This is a genomic window from Streptomyces odontotermitis (assembly GCF_050510915.1).
Taxonomy (GTDB): domain Bacteria; phylum Actinomycetota; class Actinomycetes; order Streptomycetales; family Streptomycetaceae; genus Streptomyces.
On the sequence record NZ_JBNJLS010000018.1, the window covers coordinates 180,083 to 193,814 of the forward strand.

Sequence of the window (13,732 nt, forward strand, 5' to 3'; positions counted from 1 at the left end):
CCAGGCACGGGGACTACGCGTCGCCCTCGTGGGCGCCCCCGTGTGGGACCGATTGGACACGCTGCCCCTCACCAAGGCCGAGCATGACCAACTCGTACCTCTCCGCACTCCCGACACGGCAGCCGAGTTGGCGGTGCCAGATCCAGAGGGGATCGCATTCGTCATGGCGCCAGGCAGCAGCACCGAACAGGTCTCCCGGGTGCTTGCTGTGCTCCGTGCTCGCGTCCCCCGCATCCGCGGCCAACATCCCGACCAGTGGTGCTACACCATGACCGATCAGCTCAATGCCGCCCAGTCCGCCTTGGCGGAGAGCGACGCACTCATCCTTCCGGACACGGACACCGACCCGACCGCTGCGGCGGCCGCAGCGGTCCCCACCGTGGCCCCGATCCACAGGATCACCTCACCCGGTCAACTGCGCCCCGCAGACCTCGACGTCCCCACCATCACTGTGATCGACGCCGACAGGTCCGCCAGCACGCCACTGATCGACATCCTCTCTGGCCTGGGGCCGCTCAGCGTCGTCCACCGGCAGACAGAATCACGCACAGCACGGACGCCACTGAGCGTTCGCCATCTCCGGACGAGATGGAGTTCCAGCAAATCCGAACGGCAGTAGCACTGCCCAATGCTTGGACTTCCCGCACCGCCAGGCCCAGCCCCAGGAGACCGCCCGGTCCGCCGGCGCATGCTGAGGACGCCCTCTCCACTGGAGGACACGTTGGCGCGCTCAGCAGGGGCCGCCAAGTGACCTTGTGGCAGCGGCACGACGGGCTTGGCTGGTGTAGGGGGGTTGAGGTGTCAATCCCCTCGCGGCGTGCAGACGATCTATGCGGCCGATCCCTCGGCGAGGGTGGTTCGGTAGTTACGTTCGTAGTCGATCGGGCCCTTGAACCCGCATACGCTGTGCAGCCGTTGGGCGTTGTCTCATCAGCGGTTCGGTCGACGGCTTCCCGGAGACATCCCAGACGATGACCGCCACCTCGCCCCGCCCCTCCAGAGCTGCGGCCCCATCCAGCGCGAGAAAGCGGCACACCACCCGCTACTCAGAAAGATCGAATCTCGACATCAACCAAGTTGACACAACACCAGGTCACAACCCCCACCACGCCGTAAGGCACGGCAACGAAACCCCAGCTCAGACCACATCCCACACCCCGACTAACCCTCGCCAGCGTCACAGCACGAGCACGAGATCCCGACCTACACCAGCCCCATGACCAGCTATCTCAGAGGTCGTTAAGTCCGTTTCTGGTAGAGGCCCCCTTGTTTTTGTCAGGGTGAACGAGAGCCACCGCATCGGCGGGATAGGGAGCCACGTTGCTCTGTTCGTGGCGGGGACGGACACGGCACAGGTCCATGATCATCAGCGGGATTGGGGGCCACCTCTATCGGGTGATTTCGTGTCTGTGGGTGTGGAGTGTCCGCGATGGACAAGCCGCGTGTGGCGATAGCTTGTGTGTCACCGGGTCCTGTCGGTCCGTGTCCCTGGCAGGCGCGGCTCGAAAGGACCCGGCTCCGTTGTGCGGGCTGATCAGCTGCTGGTGTCCGTGTAGTAGCCCGCAGGATGGGGTTGACGCCCTCGATGGTGCGGCTGATGTCGTCGTTGTCGCCAGCGGTGCCCCATGTGGGCGGTGCGGCGGATGCTGTCGGGCTGTTCAGCGACGACGGCGTAGGTGGACACCCGAACGTCCGGGCCGCCTTCGTGGCGGTGGTCGGTGTGTCCGAGGTGACGGTTGACCTGCACTGATTCGTAGCCGTAGTGCTCGGCCAGGACGCGGCGAAGCCGTGGAAGACCGTTTCTCCGGCGCGGATGCGGCCGGTAGGCAGCTCCCAGCCGACGCTGACGGTGTCGGAATCGGCAGTGGGTGGGGCCTCAACCAGGAGGAACCTGCTCTCGTGTTCGATCAGAGCCGCCGCGGCGAGATCGCTGATGCCCTCGGCGCCCCCGCCGCTACAGTCGCTGCCTCCAACGCGTCTTCTGCACTACGGCGTTGTTGAGCGTCCGGCGCTGCGAGGCGTCCCACCAGTTCTACGGCCGCAAACGCGCCGAAGGGAAGAGTCACATCCAGACCGTGCTGGCTCTCGCCCGCCGCCGCGTCAATGCCCTCTGGGCCCTCCTGCGCGACGGACGACGTCACCCGCCCACCGCTCTCACGGCTTGACAGGAAGCATGAGGAATCAGTCAGGGCGGACCGTAAGTACCGCTTAAATGCGGAAATACTGGACAGGTGTCAGCATGAAGGCCGGAACTGGGGCGGTGATCGTGGCGGGACAACACGCTCCCAGGTCGCCGTGCTCCTGCAAGGAGGAGTCGTGCACCATCCGATCCGCACCCTCACTACTACGGCAGTCGCAGCTGGCCTGCTCACTCTCGGCGCAGCCCTGCCCTCTCATGCCGCCAGTGCTGCCACCCTCACCGTCGACCGCACCGCCAAGATCTCCGCCGACGGTCTGACAGCCAGGGTGGCCGGCACTCTCACCTGTGCCGGAACCGATCCAGCGGAGATCTATGTCCAGCTGGCCGGGAGCGTTGGTAACCTCGGCGCCGGAATGGGCCTGGGCAAGGTCAATTGCAACAACAACACCCCGGTAGGCTGGGCGGTAGACGTAGAGCACTTCCTCGGACGAGCCTGGGAGGCTGGGACCGGCTGGGCCACCGTGACCGCGACGCCCGATCCGAATCCTTTCGGTGGGACGCCTCCCTTCACGGAGGTAACAGTCAACGTTCAGGACATGTCGCTCACCAAGTGAGAGCCTGAACGGGCAGTCATGGACCCCGTGAACAAGCTGATCGTCGCGGGCGGGCGCGCCAGCAGTCGGGCCTGGTGTGCGACGCCCATGGCCCAGGTGAACCGAAAAGGGGTAGCGCCGAGGTAACGATCTACGCCCCGTAGGAAACTCTTTAGGCATCAAGATCAACTACTGGCGGCTTTCCTCGGCGCTACCCCTCAGTGGCTCTGGCGTTCGGCTTCGGTGGCCTTGAGCCGGTAGGACTCGGTGCCGGTCTGGATCAGGTTGCAGGGAACGTGATCCGGTCGGCGATGGCTGCGCAGAGCCGGCGGCCGTCGAAGGTCTTGTCCCATTCATTGAGCTTCTTCGAGTTGGCCACCGATCTGGTGACGGGCGTGAGGTGCAACGAGCGAGGCCCCCGGGCTGTTGATCGAGATGTCTGACGTCTCAATCACGTTGCTCGGGGGCCTCGTTGGACATCTATCCTGCCTGTGAGGATGGGTCCTGTTCCCTTCGGGGTGCGGGCTGACCCATATCCTGCCCGGCTCTGTCCGCAGATGCCCTGAGTGCGATCTGCCGTTCGTGCTCCGGAAGGGGACGCCGCCTTCGGGTGGGGACGTGTCCGCATAGGGGCTTTGTCTGCTCTGGCATCGTCACAGGTCTGACCGTCCCGTTGCTCGGTGAGCGGCTGCCTGAGCGCGCTGGAGGGAGACGGAAGCTGTGAGTGCCCATGCCAAGGTTTCCGACCAGGCCGAGATCGTCATCGGGGTCGATACGCACAAAGACATGCATGTCGCCGTGGTCCTCAGCATGCTGGGCCAGCTGCTGGATGTGCATTCGTTCCCGACCACGGTGGCGGGATGCCGGGAACTGATGGTTTGGGCCCACCAGTTTGGTCCCGTTGCCAGGGCCGGAGTGGAAGGCGCCGGCTGCTATGGCGCCGGCCTGGCCCGGATCCTGGGGGCGGCCGGGGTGGGGGTCGTCGAGGTGAACCGGCCGAACCGGCAGCTGCGTCGGCGGCGGGGCAAGACCGATGCCGTGGACGCGGAGGCCGCCGCCCGCTCCGTGCTCGCCGGCTGGAGCGGTGCCGTGCCCAAGAGCGGCGACGGCCCCGTCGAGGCCCTGCGTATCGTGAAGGTTGCCAAAGACTCGGCGGCCAAGGCCCGGGTCCAGGCCGTCAACCAGCTCAGGGCCGTGCCCGTCACCGCACCAGCGCAGGTTCGCGAGCCTCTGGAGAACCTGTCCTTGTCCCGGCTCGTCACCCGGTGCACGACGCTGCCTCGTGTCCCGGGCCACACCGTCGAGACGGCCACGGCCGATGCCCTGGGGCGACTCGCCCGCCGCATCCAGTTCCTCGAGGCGGAGATCCGAGAGGCCGGCCTCCAGCTGACGGCCCTGGTCCACGAGGCGTCCCCACATCTGCTGCAGATCAACGGGATCGGGGCGGACTCAGCTGCCATCTTGCTGATCGCGGCCGGAGACAATCCCGAACGGCTGCGCAGCGAGGCATCGTTCGCGGCCCCGTGCGGGACCAGCCCCGTCGAGGCGTCCTCAGGAAAGACCAGCCGGCGCCGGCTCAACCGCGGCGGCAACCGCCAGGCCAACGCGGCCCTGTTCCGGGCCGTCCTCACCCGCCTGCGCTGGGATCCCGCCCCCCGGAAGTACCTGCAGCGGCGCACCGCCGAAGGGCTGTCCAAGCGGGAGGTCATCCGCTGCCTGAAACGCTACCTGGCCCGGACGATCTACAAGATGCTCCAGCCCAACTACCCACATCCCGCCTGGCCTTGACATCCATAGGGGCATCGCACTCGACCTGCCACATGCGCTCGTAGAGTGGGTGACGATGCTCGTGGTCACCCGTGAGGGCGACCGCCGCTGCAAACTCCGCCCCTCTCAGCGTGCGACGGTGGCACTGGTGTACCTGCGCGAACACACCACCCTGGCGAAGATCGCCGCCGGGTTCGGGATCAGCGAATCCACCGCTCACGCCTACACCAACGCCGTCATCGACCTGCTGGCTGACCGTGCCCCGAGTCTGCTGAAGCTCCTGCGCGAGGCCGATACGGATTTCGTCCTGCTGGACGGCACGCTCGCCGAGTGCGACCGGGTCGGCGACGGGCGGGCCGACTAACTCTCACAAACACCGCTGGCACGGCGTGAACGTGCAGGTGGTCACCGATCCGGATGGTCGACTGCTGTGGCTCTCACCCGCGTTGCCGGGCCGAGCTCACGACCTGACCGCGGCCCGCACCCACAGGATCATCCGCATCTGCGAGCGCCAGGGCGTTCCTATCCTGGCCGATCTCGCCTACCAGGGCGGTGGCCCCTGGGTGACCACGGGCATCAAGCGCAGGCCCCTGCAGGAACTCAGCCTCACCGAGAAGACCCGGAATCGGGCCCTGGTCGCGGCGCGTGTGCCGGTCGAACGCGGCGTCGCGCTCCTGAAGTCCTGGCGGATCTTCCGCGGATCCTGATGCAGCCCAAACCGCATGACGTCAATCGCGAAAGCTGTCCTCACCCTGGAGCGGCAACGCTGAAGAAGCTCCCTGCGTTGTTCTGCGGGACGTGATGAGCGTCTTGATCCTGGCCAGGGTCCAGGTCTGGTCTGGCCAGCCATGCGCCACCGGCCCCTTGGCCAACTCCTGTTCCAGCACCGCGAACAGGGCCTCGCTCAGTCCTGGCCGAGCGGCCGATCCTTTCGAACGCAATCCGTGCTCTCCGGTGCCCTCCATCCCCGGCGCCACCGCTGCACCGACCGGACGCTGACCCGAAGCTGTTTGGCGATCACCGCGTTGTCCTGCCCGGCGGCGAACATCTCGGCTGCATCCATACGTATGCGCTCGCGAAACGCACGCCGTTCGGCAGTCAAGCCACCGCCTTGCGGATACCTCATGGCTCGGACATACCGCGCCAGTCACCACCTGCCAGCCCTTACGGCAACACGCGGGCGACCTCAGTAGCCGCTCCACGGGGGCCCTGGAGGCGGCTCGCCCCACTGCGTCAGAAGTTCGGGAGGGCAGGCGGACCACCCCGCAGGTGCACCGGATTTGCCATACCTATCGATATTCGATAGATTTCCATTGTGATTCGATCAAGGGAGTGGCGTTGGGAAAGCTGACAGTGCTCGCGCTGCGCGCGGTGGTGGTGGCGCTGCACGCCGGGGCGGTCTCCGCCCAGGCGGTGATGATGGCGATGCTGACGGGCGCCATGGGGGAGGGCATCCTCGTGGACCGCCGCGCTCCGGTCCTCGTGATCATGGTCGTGGGTGTCGTGACGGTCCAGGTCGTCCTGGTCTGCGTGTGGCGGCTGGTGACGATGACACAACGCGGAACCGTGTTCTCCCAGGCCGCATTCCGCTACGTCAATCTCGTGATGGGGGCGTTCGTGGCGGCCTCGCTCCTGGTGCTCGCGCTCGGGGCGGTCCTGGCGCCTGGCGAGGTCGTGCCCCCGGGCGTTGTGGCCCTGCTGGGCGGGGTCAGCCTGGCGATCTTCGGGAACGCACTCATCGTGCTCGTGCTGCGGATGCTGCTCGCACAAGCCGTCGCACGCGACGTCGAAGCGTCGCAGCTGGGCGCCGAGCTGGCCGAGGTGATCTGATGCCGATCGCCGTCGACATCGACGTGATGCTGGCCAAGCGGAAGATGTCCGTGGGTGAACTGGCGGACCGCGTGGGGATCACACCCGCCAACCTGGCGGTGCTCAAGAACGGCCGGGCCAAGGCGGTGCGCTTCACCACGCTCGCCGCGCTGTGCGAGGTGCTTGAGTGCCAGCCCGGAGACCTGCTGCGCTGGGGGCCCGATGACCCCAGGGACAGGGGCAGGGCTGAGCACGAATCCGGAGCATCCGTCCCGGCCGGCTCCCCGCCGCGGTGACCGCGGTCGCGGTAGCCGACCGCCTGCACACAATCACCAGGTACGACGCCCTCGACCACCCCTGCTGGGCGACCCGCTCCGCCTGATCTTCAGCAAACTCCCGAGTGACGCCTGACGACGGCGTCCGCACACCTCATCGCGGTACGGGCCCGCCGTGCTGCCCGCCGCTGGGCGTCGGCGGCCTGCTGCGCCGGGCATTGGCCCACGTACGGACGCCTGCCACAGCAGCAGCGGGATCCACCCTGCTACGCACACCGTTCGGCCAGGCCGCGGCAAGCCGAGTCCTCGCCAGCGACAGCTCCTTCCCCGACCCCACAACTCACCGACCGAGAGGCCAGAGTCATGCCCACTTTCCCCATACCTGCAGCCGCGAAGCTCCTCACCACGATGGCGGGGCTGGCTGTTGCCTGCGGACTCCTGACGGCTTGCGGTGACAAGAGTCCCGAGGTGACGTACAAAGCCTGGACCGAAGGAGGCAACCTGCAATCCGTCCGGCACGACTACATTGATGGCCCCAACGGCGCGGTAAGCGTGCCGGCCAAGGTGAGCGGAGCCGCATGGAGCATCCAGGAGGACGGCGGGAACACTCCACGTCTCAAGGTCGTACCCACTGGCAAAGGCGTGGCGCACTGCCTCCTGCTGGAGGGCAACGACCGCGTTCTGGACCAACGAGAGGGAGCAGCAGGCCAGTCGGTGACATGCTCCGCCCCGCGATAGCGCACGACCCCCGCCACTTCCCGCCGTGCACAAACGTCTTGTTCAGATCCACTCCGACCATCATGAGCTGCTGGCGAGCCCAGGCGAGGAACTTCTTGTCGGCTGTGTCGCGCCGGTCCCACCAGCCGTGCATGGAGGGGGGTGCCGTCGATGCTGACGAGGAGGTGGTATCGGCCGGGCTGGTCGTTCACGTCCATCAGGATCTCTCGTGCGCGGCCAGGAGGTGGGTGCGGCACATGTCGAGCCAGCGGAATCCCGTGGCGGGCTGGTCGTCGATGATGTGGGTTGCGACGGCCATGCTGCCGCACACCGATCACGGCACCGGGCAGGGCGGCCCGAGCCGGACCCATGCCGCGGCGTTGCGGGGTGTCGGGGCGGGTGCGGGCTCCAGAGCGGCAGGATCGACGCCCAGGGCGGCCAGTGCCTCCTCGCCGGTCATGCCGCCTCCTGGTGCTGGTGTGGGCAGTGGTGCTCCACCACACCATAAAATCGCACACATGAGCGATTCTAGTGTGGCGGCATGCCTTTCCCGTCTGCGGTTCGCCCGTGTCCTGTGACAGCGGATCTTGAGCGATTGCCATCCAAGTTCGAGCGCCGGTAGCCGCATCTTCACAACATGGCCAGACGAGAGCCGCTGGCCCCCGCCGGGAGCCAGCGAAGCCCCCTCGTTCACTTCACCTCGACTGCGACCTTCCACGGCACGATGACGAGCGGGCAGGTGCGGCCAGGGTCGGGGCGGCAGTGGCGCACTGCGGTGATCGTGCTGACGCCGGGGCCCTCGGCATGGAAGACGGCGCGAGCACCACCGTCTGGTGTCGTGCTGCCTGCGGTTCGCCGGAGCACGAGGGGGACGCTGGATGCGGGAACGTCCCAGGTGTAGTTGAGCCCGTTGGTGCGGTAGCTGGAAAGCTTGACCACGACGTCGTCGCCGGTGTTCAGGATCACGTTCCGGCCGTCGTCCACGTTCGTCAGCGTTACCCGCGTGGCTGCCGAAGCCGGACTCTCTGAAGGCGGGTGGGTCTGGGCGGCGGCCGGCACGGAAACCGTGACGGCGGCCAGGGCCAGCCCCACGGCCAGCGGAACGGCAGCGTACTTCGACGTCTTCATTGATCTCTCCAAGGGCAGTCGGATGAGGCAGAACAGGCTCTGTAGCCAGGATTCAGGGTCGCCTGCGCACAGGGGTGAAACGGGGAACGTCACGCCCAAACAGCCTGATTGGATGACAACGGACTCCATCCCTGCTGCGGACACTCAAACTTGGATGACAATCGCTCAAGATCCATTGTCACGGGACAGCCCGCCGCGTCATCGAGCAGCAGGCCCTGCAGCAGCTCGCGCAGATTGACCGGTGGATCGCCGCCGAGGAGCGCCGAGAGGCTGAGCGTGCCGAGGGTGAGCGCCGTCGCCCACCGCCGCCGGAATGGCTGATCGAGAAGGGGCTCACCGGCCGCACCGCGGTCTACGTCCACGACGGCCACTGCTGGAGCGGAACGAAAAGGAGCCACCCCATCACGCGGCAGCAGGCGCTCCAGGCCCTGGCGCAGGGCGTCGACCCATGCCCGCACTGCCGTCCCGGCAAGGAGCTCCAGGTGCTGGAGTGAACGGCCGACTGCACCCGGAAGTCGCTGCTTAACCGGCGTGTCGCTTTCCTCGCGATGCGCCCTGGAGTGATTCCTTCAAGTCTGTTGTGCTGACGGCGTGTCGAATATCTAGGCTCCGCGCCATGCAACTGATCGGCTTCTCCGCCACCGGCTGGGAGTCCTGGGATGTGGCTCAACAGCCGCTCATCCGGGACCGGATGCCCGTACTCATCGACGACGACCTGAGATTCGAGGATGCTCCAGGAGCGCCCCGGTCGACGGTGTTCGTCAATCGCTGGCTGCGTGAGCTTCCGCTGAACGGGGCTCCAGCCACGCGCACTTGGCAGAACAGCGCCAACTGCCTTCGCGACTGGCTGGCGTTCCTCCATGTCCGGGGTGTCAGCCCCCTGGGCGACGGTCCGGCCCTGCGCGCCGCCCTGGGCATGTACGCCGAGTACCGGTTGGCCGGCGAACTCACGAACCGATGGGGCCCCAGCACATGGAACCTCAACATGGGCATCCTGTCGGGCTTTTGCTCGTGGGCCCGGGAAGAAGGCATCGCCCGCGCAGTGCCGTTCAGCACGACGAGATCGAGCGTCTGCGCAGGCAAGTCACCGACAACGGTGTCGTACGACGGCTGCCAGAAGCCACGAACCACGTCGCGCCCTTCGGCTCGTGTAGTTAGGGCCGGTCGGGGTTCGTGACATAAGTCCGGTTCACCGCTTCACCGAAACCTCGGCGGTCGCGGTTCAGGACCTGGGCGAGGCGGTGGCGGTTCAGCTCGAACCCGGGTGGATTCCCGGTCGCGCCGTCGGCGGGCGGCGCGACCGGGACGCGGCTCAGCTAATCGGGCCGAAGATCTCGGTGCGGTCGAAGTCGGCGTCCATGCCGTCCAGGACCGCTCCCAGTTGCTTCTCCTCGTACTTGAAGTGCGTCTCCATGACCGCCTCGATCCCGTCCAGATGGCGGTGCGCCACCTCCGGGTCGGTCGAGTCGGCCACCGCCTTCTGCAATCCACCAATGAGGTGCTCGATCATGTTGTGGTCCTGAGTCAGCTTCGCGACCACCGGTGCCAGGTCGGGTCGCGCCCGTACCAGTTCCGGGAACAGCGAACCGTCCTCGGCGCGATGGTGGCCGGACAGGGCAGCGCAGAAGCCGTGGCAGAACAACAGCAGGTCGGTGGCGGCGTCAGCGGGGTCGCCGCCGTCCAGTCCCGCCCGCGCCAACGCCAACGCATTGCGCAGCTTGCCGTGCACCCGCTGCAGTTCCCCGCCCCAGGCGGTGACGCGGTCAGTCGGCAAGAACGCCCTCCCGTCGCAGCCAGGCCGCGCACGCGGCCGTCCAGGACGCGGTGTGCGGCTCGCGCGCAATGAACTTGTGCGGCTCGCCGCCGTATTCCACGCCGTCGGCCAGGCCGATGCCGTGGCTGCCGCCCGGGTAGACGTGCAACTCCACCGGTACCGCGGCCGCTGCCAGCGCCCGGGTCCACTCCAGGGCGTTGGGCAGGCCCGGCGGGTCCTGAGCGGTGGCCCATACGAAGGTCGGACACACCGACGCGTCCACATGCTTGGCCGGGGACAGTTCGTCCTTGATGGGCAGCAGGTCGCCGAGCAGGTTCTCGACCACCGGCGGCGGCAGCAGGTCGAGGTCGGCCAGCGCATAGGCCAGAATCGCGAAGTCCGGTCGGGGCGGGTCGGCGACGCCCTCCTCGATGGACAGGACCCGGCCGGTCATGAGCAGGCCAGCGAGTTGGCCGCCCGCGCTTGATCCGATGACTCCGACCCGGCCGACGTCGAGGCCGTGGTCACCGTTGCGGATGTGGTCCAACCCGGCCCGGGCGTCTTCGAGCGGGGCCGGGAACCGGTCCGGCAGCAGCCGGTAGGACAGGACGAAGGCGTGGATGCCGAGGCCGGACAGCCAGCGCGCGTAGCCTTCGCCCTCGTGTGGCGGAAGTTCCCGGAAGCCGCCGCCGGGCAGGACGAGGACGGCGGGTCGGGGGCCGAAGAACTGGTCCTCGGCGGGGTAAAGCGTGATCTTCTGTGAAATTGGGGTGGGAATGGCCGGAGCCACCTTTCGATACGACGCCTCCATGCCTGACGATCCATCCGCCACCGGCACGCGACGCTGCCTGAAACTATAACCACCAAGGTCAGATGGGCAGTAGGGTCGCGCTGCCGCAAGGGCGTCAGGGTGAGCACGCAGTCTCCGAGGACCGCGCGTCGGCGTCATCGCCTCACACCGCGTTCTCGGCAACGTCAAGCGCGCCTTGCGCATGCCGCCTTCTCAAGCAGCCGCGCGGCGGCCCCTCCGACTGGGATGCTGCTTACTCGTAACACCCGCGAAAGGCACACACCGATGCACCGCAGCGCGTCACAGGCCGGGGCGCCGGCCCTCCGGAATGCGACACAACCTGCGGGGGACACGGTGTCTGCAACGACTAACCCGTACTACAGCCGTGACTCGTGTTCGTGTCTCGTCGGCGGGTGGCGCGTTGGCTGGTTGTGGGTACGGAGCGGGCGGTGCAGGTCTGGTCGGGCTGGTTCGATGACTTCTTCGCGGTGCTGGCGAGGGTGTTTGGGCGGGTGGAGCCGCGTCGGATGGCGATGGCGTATGTGAAGGCGCTGATCGCGCCGGTCGAGCGGAAGAACGGCTGGCAGATCGCCGAGCATGTCGGGCACGCGACGCCGGATCGGGTGCAGTGGTTCCTGGCCCGTTCGACCTGGTGCACCGATCAACTCCGGGATGCGTTGCGGTCGTTCGTGGTGCGGTTTTTGGCCCGCGAGGACGGGGTGCTGGTGCTGGACGAGACGGCGTTTTTGAAGAAGGGCCGGATGTCGGCCGGGGTGGCCCCGCAGTACGCCGGGATCACCGGGAAGATCGAGAACTGCCAGGTCGCGGTGTTCTGCGCGTACGCCACCGACACCGGACGGGCCTTGATCGACCGGGAGTTGTATCTGCCCGCTGCCTGGTGCGAGGACGCCGGTCGCTGCCGCGCCCAACGCATCCCCCGCGCACGGGCGAAGGCGGTGGTGACCAAGCCGGAGCTGGGCCGGCGCATGGTCGAGCGGTGCCGCCGGGCCCGGGTGCCGTTCGGCTGGGTGGCCGCCGACAGCGCCTACGGACAGGACCGCAAGCTCCGAGCCGCCTTGGAGCGGCGCCGCATCCCGTATGTGATGGCCGTCCCCATCGACGAGACCGTGCACACCTACGGCACGAAGAACCTGCGGGTGGACGCGTTCACCGCCCAGATACCGGTCGTGTTCGAGCGCCGCTCGTGCGGGGCCGGAGCCAAGGGGCCGCGCTCCTACGACTGGGCCCTGGCCGAGGTGAGCTGGCCCGGCGGCGCCGAAGACGGCCCGCGCCGCGGCTACGTCCATCTCCTGCTGGTGCGGCGCTCGATCACCGACCCCACGCAGATTGCCTACTTCGCCGTGCACGCCCGCACCGGCACCCCGATCAGCGAGATCGTCCGCGTGATGGGCCTGCGTTGGTCCATCGAGGACTGCTTCGAGACCGCGAAATCCGACTGCAGCCTGGACCACTACGAGGTCCGCACCTGGGGCGCCTGGCACCGCCACATCACCCTGTCCATGGCCGCCCTCGCCTTCCTGACCATCACCGCCGCCCGGACCCGCGACCTCGGACAACCCCACAGGCCCGACGAGTTACCCGCCATGCCAGCCGACAAAGGGGGCTGCCGATGCATGTCGACAAGCTGATCCACTACACCGCCGAGGAGATCCGCCGCCTGCTCAACCGACTCGCGTGGGTCACATCGCCCCCACCACCAGCGACCGAGATCACCCAGTCACGCTGGCGCCGCACCCACCAAACACGCGCGCAACGCTGCCACTACGCCACCCGCGACAAACGAGATCGCGAATCTACCTCACCGACCTCCACCTGCCCGCCTTGACGATCTGGGCCAAAGACCTGCCCGGACCACCCATTGATCACGACCCGATACGGGCCCTAATAGGAGTTACGTGATCGAGCATGGGCCCGCCCGGAATTCCCGCTGGTGCCGATTTGAGGGGCGAGTCACGGGGGGCCTCACCTGCATTGGAGGGCGATCGGCACCCTTTCTGCCGCAGCCCCACATGCGCGCACCGCAGGAATCGGTTTCCAAACTCATGAACCAAGCGAACCGTAGTAAATGGAGGGTGCGTGGGGGTGCGGCGTGATCGTGAGATTGCTGCGGATGCCCGGTTCTGCGCCGTTCCTGCGGGGCCCCGATCCCAGGACACTCGGTGATCATCAGCTGCGCTCGAAGCTGCTGTTCCGCAGACCACAGCCAGCCCAATCAAGGAGGTCCACTGTGACCACGAAACGCTCCACGGCTCTCATCGCGGCCGCCGCAGCAGCCGCGAGCATCGCCCTGCTGTCCCCCGCGGCCTACGGCACGCCAGGCCACTTCGCGAAGGGGTCCGCCCGGGTCGCTGCCCCGGCCGCCCCGTCCTCGGCGACCGGCGAACAGGAGCCGATTGTCCTCTTGCTCAACACCCCCCCGGCCCGGTCAGCCGGGGCTCAAGGGTAGCGGTCTCCTGGACACTGGTCGCTGGTGTTGATGCCACGGGCAGGCTGGGCGAGCTTTCTGCGACTAATTCCGTGACACATCAGCGGACGATTATTGACTCCGCTGTCCCCCTGGCGCCCAAGTCGTATATGTGGGACGTGCAGGTGGATCCTGGCACCTATACCCTCAGCATGGACGACGGGTCCGGGCTGCCGGTGAAGGCGAGCACTGAGGTCGTCGTAACAGCCCCGTAGAACAGGAGATACGCATGGAGGGCCCCACCCCATGGGGACACCGCTGGGATAAGCCGTGGC

The 13,732-nt window shown here is 67.4% G+C and carries 17 protein-coding genes and 3 pseudogenes; 13 read left to right on the forward strand and 7 right to left on the reverse strand.

Annotated elements, in window-relative coordinates; all coding sequences use genetic code 11:
- Positions 1-268: 268 nt before the first annotated feature.
- From ACQB60_RS35240 to ACQB60_RS35255, 4 genes and pseudogenes are all read left to right on the forward strand, one after another.
- The gene (locus tag ACQB60_RS35240; RefSeq protein WP_496930184.1) at positions 269-619 is read left to right on the forward strand and encodes a hypothetical protein; all 351 of its coding nucleotides are present in this window, start codon (positions 269-271) and stop codon (positions 617-619) included.
- Positions 620-1,567: 948 nt separating this feature from the next.
- Complete coding sequence (locus tag ACQB60_RS35245) at positions 1,568-1,750, forward strand: hypothetical protein (protein WP_496930185.1); 183 nt, start codon at positions 1,568-1,570, stop codon at positions 1,748-1,750.
- A gap of 193 nt (positions 1,751-1,943) precedes the next feature.
- Positions 1,944-2,165: pseudogene (locus ACQB60_RS35250) on the forward strand (IS110 family transposase); the annotation flags it as partial.
- Between the two features lie 151 nt (positions 2,166-2,316).
- Positions 2,317-2,754, forward strand: coding sequence for a hypothetical protein (locus ACQB60_RS35255; RefSeq protein WP_496930186.1), 438 nt, complete (start codon positions 2,317-2,319; stop codon positions 2,752-2,754).
- Between the two features lie 259 nt (positions 2,755-3,013).
- Here the strand turns inward: ACQB60_RS35255 and ACQB60_RS35260 are convergent, their stop codons facing one another.
- The gene (locus ACQB60_RS35260; RefSeq protein ID WP_496930187.1) at positions 3,014-3,139 is read right to left on the reverse strand and encodes a hypothetical protein; all 126 of its coding nucleotides are present in this window, start codon (positions 3,137-3,139) and stop codon (positions 3,014-3,016) included.
- Between the two features lie 314 nt (positions 3,140-3,453).
- Between ACQB60_RS35260 and ACQB60_RS35265 the strand changes: the two genes are divergently transcribed.
- Both ACQB60_RS35265 and ACQB60_RS35270 read left to right on the forward strand, forming a co-directional pair.
- Complete coding sequence (locus ACQB60_RS35265; protein ID WP_496930188.1) at positions 3,454-4,521, forward strand: IS110 family RNA-guided transposase; 1,068 nt, start codon at positions 3,454-3,456, stop codon at positions 4,519-4,521.
- Between the two features lie 55 nt (positions 4,522-4,576).
- Positions 4,577-5,270: pseudogene (locus ACQB60_RS35270) on the forward strand (transposase).
- 21 nt (positions 5,271-5,291) lie between these two features.
- Here ACQB60_RS35270 and ACQB60_RS35275 read toward each other — a convergent pair.
- A pseudogene (locus ACQB60_RS35275) lies at positions 5,292-5,626 on the reverse strand (helix-turn-helix domain-containing protein); the annotation flags it as partial.
- 212 nt (positions 5,627-5,838) lie between these two features.
- Here ACQB60_RS35275 and ACQB60_RS35280 point away from each other — a divergent pair.
- Both ACQB60_RS35280 and ACQB60_RS35285 read left to right on the forward strand, forming a co-directional pair.
- The gene (locus ACQB60_RS35280; RefSeq protein WP_496930189.1) at positions 5,839-6,330 is read left to right on the forward strand and encodes a DUF2975 domain-containing protein; all 492 of its coding nucleotides are present in this window, start codon (positions 5,839-5,841) and stop codon (positions 6,328-6,330) included.
- A complete protein-coding gene (locus ACQB60_RS35285) occupies positions 6,330-6,605 on the forward strand; it encodes a helix-turn-helix domain-containing protein (RefSeq protein ID WP_496930190.1) in 276 nt (91 codons plus the stop codon). The genes ACQB60_RS35280 and ACQB60_RS35285 overlap by 1 nt, the downstream gene beginning before the upstream one ends.
- Positions 6,606-7,635: 1,030 nt before the next feature.
- Here ACQB60_RS35285 and ACQB60_RS35290 read toward each other — a convergent pair.
- The 3 genes from ACQB60_RS35290 to ACQB60_RS35300 form a co-directional block, all read right to left on the reverse strand.
- A complete protein-coding gene (locus ACQB60_RS35290) occupies positions 7,636-7,761 on the reverse strand; it encodes a hypothetical protein (RefSeq protein WP_496930191.1) in 126 nt (41 codons plus the stop codon).
- A gap of 230 nt (positions 7,762-7,991) precedes the next feature.
- Positions 7,992-8,429 (reverse strand): hypothetical protein, encoded by a 438-nt coding sequence (locus ACQB60_RS35295; protein ID WP_496930192.1) that lies wholly within the window; start codon positions 8,427-8,429, stop codon positions 7,992-7,994.
- 89 nt (positions 8,430-8,518) lie between these two features.
- The gene (locus ACQB60_RS35300) at positions 8,519-8,800 is read right to left on the reverse strand and encodes a hypothetical protein (protein WP_496930193.1); all 282 of its coding nucleotides are present in this window, start codon (positions 8,798-8,800) and stop codon (positions 8,519-8,521) included.
- On the opposite strand from ACQB60_RS35300, the gene ACQB60_RS35305 reads away from it, so the two are divergent.
- On the forward strand, positions 8,750-8,923 hold the full coding sequence (locus ACQB60_RS35305; protein ID WP_496930206.1) for a DUF6233 domain-containing protein: 174 nt from the start codon (positions 8,750-8,752) through the stop codon (positions 8,921-8,923). The two genes, ACQB60_RS35300 and ACQB60_RS35305, sit on opposite strands and share 51 nt — an antisense overlap.
- A 122-nt stretch (positions 8,924-9,045) precedes the next feature.
- On the forward strand, positions 9,046-9,606 hold the full coding sequence (locus tag ACQB60_RS35310) for a site-specific integrase (protein WP_496930194.1): 561 nt from the start codon (positions 9,046-9,048) through the stop codon (positions 9,604-9,606).
- A gap of 135 nt (positions 9,607-9,741) precedes the next feature.
- On the opposite strand, the gene ACQB60_RS35315 is transcribed toward ACQB60_RS35310, so the two are convergent.
- Together ACQB60_RS35315 and ACQB60_RS35320 are read right to left on the reverse strand one after the other, a co-directional pair.
- On the reverse strand, positions 9,742-10,203 hold the full coding sequence (locus ACQB60_RS35315) for a hemerythrin domain-containing protein (RefSeq protein WP_382870784.1): 462 nt from the start codon (positions 10,201-10,203) through the stop codon (positions 9,742-9,744).
- On the reverse strand, positions 10,193-10,972 hold the full coding sequence (locus ACQB60_RS35320; RefSeq protein ID WP_496930195.1) for an alpha/beta hydrolase: 780 nt from the start codon (positions 10,970-10,972) through the stop codon (positions 10,193-10,195). Before ACQB60_RS35320 ends, ACQB60_RS35315 begins: the two co-directional genes overlap by 11 nt.
- Before the next feature lie 431 nt (positions 10,973-11,403).
- Between ACQB60_RS35320 and ACQB60_RS35325 the strand changes: the two genes are divergently transcribed.
- The 3 genes from ACQB60_RS35325 (at position 11,404) to ACQB60_RS35335 (ending at position 13,439) form a co-directional block, all read left to right on the forward strand.
- The gene (locus ACQB60_RS35325; RefSeq protein ID WP_496930207.1) at positions 11,404-12,621 is read left to right on the forward strand and encodes an IS701 family transposase; all 1,218 of its coding nucleotides are present in this window, start codon (positions 11,404-11,406) and stop codon (positions 12,619-12,621) included.
- Positions 12,603-12,818 carry a hypothetical protein gene (locus ACQB60_RS35330; protein ID WP_496930196.1) on the forward strand — a complete coding sequence of 72 codons (216 nt, stop codon included), beginning with the start codon at positions 12,603-12,605 and terminating at the stop codon, positions 12,816-12,818. The genes ACQB60_RS35325 and ACQB60_RS35330 overlap by 19 nt, the downstream gene beginning before the upstream one ends.
- A gap of 402 nt (positions 12,819-13,220) precedes the next feature.
- On the forward strand, positions 13,221-13,439 hold the full coding sequence (locus tag ACQB60_RS35335; RefSeq protein WP_496930197.1) for a hypothetical protein: 219 nt from the start codon (positions 13,221-13,223) through the stop codon (positions 13,437-13,439).
- Positions 13,440-13,732 lie beyond the last annotated feature (293 nt).